At 61.3% G+C, this 2482-nt stretch carries 3 protein-coding genes; all 3 read right to left on the bottom strand.

Annotated features, from left to right (window positions below; genetic code table 11):
- Nucleotides 1-5: 5 nt before the first annotated feature.
- From XANALMUS060_RS21610 to XANALMUS060_RS16905, 3 genes are read right to left on the bottom strand one after another with little or no spacing between them, the layout of a single operon-like run.
- Nucleotides 6-521, bottom strand: a complete 516-nt coding sequence (locus XANALMUS060_RS21610; protein ID WP_200894104.1) for a hypothetical protein — start codon at nt 519-521, stop codon at nt 6-8.
- Between the two features lie 11 nt (nt 522-532).
- Entirely contained in the window at nt 533-1921 is a 1389-nt protein-coding gene (locus XANALMUS060_RS16910) for a recombinase family protein (RefSeq protein ID WP_045739434.1), read from the bottom strand.
- Nucleotides 1918-2376 (bottom strand): DUF2924 domain-containing protein, encoded by a 459-nt coding sequence (locus XANALMUS060_RS16905; RefSeq protein ID WP_045739433.1) that lies wholly within the window; start codon nt 2374-2376, stop codon nt 1918-1920. The genes XANALMUS060_RS16910 and XANALMUS060_RS16905 overlap by 4 nt, the downstream gene beginning before the upstream one ends.
- Nucleotides 2377-2482 lie beyond the last annotated feature (106 nt).

Below are 2482 nucleotides of genomic sequence, written 5' to 3'. Positions count from 1 at the left end.
GTTGCTCATGCCTCATCCTCGAGACTGGCCATGAGCTGACGCTGGGCGTACCAGTCGACCATCAAGCGATTGCGTTGGAACCACATCAGGGTCAACCGCGGTGGCTGCTTGCCCGCCATGAACCGCTCCACGATGTCAGGGGCCAGCAGGTTCATGCGCAGCGATTCGTTGACAACCGATTGATCTAGGTTCTCGGCACGCGCGATGGCCGATCCGCTCGGCATAGCACCGATATCCAACAGGTGCTGCCAGTGCGGTGGCTGCTTGCCCGCCATGAACCGCTCCACGATGTCAGGGGCCAGCAGGTTCATGCGCAGCGATTCGTTGACAACCGATTGATCTAGGTTCTCGGCACGCGCGATGGCCGATCCGCTCGGCATAGCACCGATATCCAACAGGTGCTGCCAGTAAAAGGCACGCGCCAGCCCTTCTATCAGCGTAACGTCGTGGACACTGCCCTGCTCTGCCGCCGCGCGCTGGATACCACGGCGGCTAAATGTCAGCGGTACAAAGGTTTCCATCGAGGCGTCCATCAAGCCTCGACCTCCAGCAATTCGGCACCGATGCTGTTGGGTGCAAACTCTTCGATCAACGCACTCCAGCCAATCTCCCGCCACCTCACCTTGATCCCGCGCACCTCGCCGGCATTGACGAGGTCGATGCGCTCGATCATCAAATTGGCGATACGGTGGCGTTCGACCGGGAACAGTTGATCCCACACCTCGTTGAGCTGCTTCATCGCCATCACGGTGGTGGGCTCGTCGATCTGGGCACCGGTGTGTTGGATGTGCCGCACTACCGCTGCCACCGACTCCGGGCTGGCCAGCACTGTGCGGATCTGGGCCACCACCGCCGCCTCAATCTCCGGCGCAGGCAGGCGCTCGCAGCTTTTGCCCGACGCGCCGAACCGTAATTCGGACTTGGACAAGTAGTAGTGGTATTTACGCCCCTGCTTGCACGAGTAGGTCGGATACATCCGCTCCCCGGAAGGCGCATACAGCAGGCCGCGTAGCAACGCATCGGTGCGTGACCGGGTCTTGGTCTCCACGGCTCGGCGATGCCCGTCCTTGGCCAGCACCTCATGGACCCGCCCCCACAACCCTGGATCGATGATGGCGTCATGCACACCGGTGTACCAACTGCCCTTGTGTGACAACTCGCCGAGGTAGATGCGGTTGCGCAGCAGTTTGTGCAGGTATTTCTTGTCGATGCGTGCGCCTACGCGCTCCTGCCCCTCTTGTGTCTTCCACGCCTTGGTGGTGATGCCCTCCTCGGCAAGGTTGGCGGCGATCTGGGTGGGCGAGCCGATGGTCAGCATCTGCGCGAAGATCCGGCGCACCACGGCGGCCTCGGTTTCGTTGATCACCAGCTTGCGGTGCTCGACGTCGTAACCCAAGGGCGGCACGCCGCCCATCCACATCCCCTTGCGCTTGGAGGCCGCGATCTTGTCGCGGATACGCTCGCCGGTGACCTCCCGCTCGAACTGGGCGAAGGACAGCAGGACGTTGAGCATCAGCCGTCCCATCGAGGTGGTCGTATTGAACTGCTGCGTGACCGACACGAAGGACACGCCGTGGCGCTCGAACACCTCGACCATCTTGGAGAAGTCGGCCAGGCTGCGCGTCAAACGATCGATCTTGTAGACCACCACAATGTCGATCTGACCACGCTCAATGTCGGCTATCAGACGCTTCAGACCCGGTCGATCTGTGTTCCCACCGGAAAACCCAGGATCGTCGTAGTCGTCGGCCACCCGCATCCATCCCTCGGCGCGCTGGCTGACCACATAGGCGTGGCCAGCCTCCTTCTGCGCATCGATGGAGTTGAACTCCTGATCCAGACGTTCGTCCGACGAGACCCGGCAGTAGACGGCACAGCGTTTGCGCGCTTTGGTGGAAGCCATCTGCGTGAAATCGTTCATCGTGCACCGCCTTTGCCTTTCAGGCCAAAGAACAACGGGCCAGACCAATGCGTACCGGTAATGCGACGGGCAACGGCCGTCAGGCTTTTGAACGTGCTGCCCTCGTACTCGAACAGGCCCTGTGCCGTGATCCGGACCGTGTGTTCCCGCTCCCCCCATTCGCGCAGCAACACCGTGCCAGGCGCAAAGGTGATCTCCTCTGGTCGTGCCCGCAGCTTGATCTTGGAGTGCTTGGCGCCGATGGCTTCCAGGCGCTGGCGCGTGGTGTGGGATAGACCGCCAAAGACGTGCTCCTGGATCTTGTAGGCGATGCGCGATTCAATGAAGCCACGGTTGGGGTAACCGGGACGGCTGGTGAAATAGCGATCCCACACCAACCAAAGATCGGCGATAGGCAGACTGGACAGCCGCGCGATCTGAGCAGCGACAGAGACTTGGGCTCGTTGGTCGTTCATGAAAACTCCCGCGGATAGGGAGTTGTATGGACGCTCTGGTCGGGCAAAAAGGCAAGTCCACTCTCGGCACTGGGTCGCACTTGCGCAACAAAAGTACGGACGATTG

It is taken from the genome of Xanthomonas sp. MUS 060 (assembly GCF_000963215.1).
Classification (GTDB): domain Bacteria; phylum Pseudomonadota; class Gammaproteobacteria; order Xanthomonadales; family Xanthomonadaceae; genus Xanthomonas_A.
The sequence above is the reverse complement of the archived record's forward strand: the minus strand, read 5'-3'. Positions and strand labels throughout refer to the sequence as shown.

What these genes read in the sequence shown, in the direction of transcription:
- XANALMUS060_RS16905 (WP_045739433.1), bottom strand. Translation starts at nt 2,376, where the DNA reads ATGAACGACCAACGAGCCCAAGTCTCTGTCGCTGCTCAGATCGCGCGG.
- XANALMUS060_RS16910 (WP_045739434.1), bottom strand. Translation starts at nt 1,921, where the DNA reads ATGAACGATTTCACGCAGATGGCTTCCACCAAAGCGCGCAAACGCTGT.
- XANALMUS060_RS21610 (WP_200894104.1), bottom strand. Translation starts at nt 521, where the DNA reads ATGGAAACCTTTGTACCGCTGACATTTAGCCGCCGTGGTATCCAGCGC.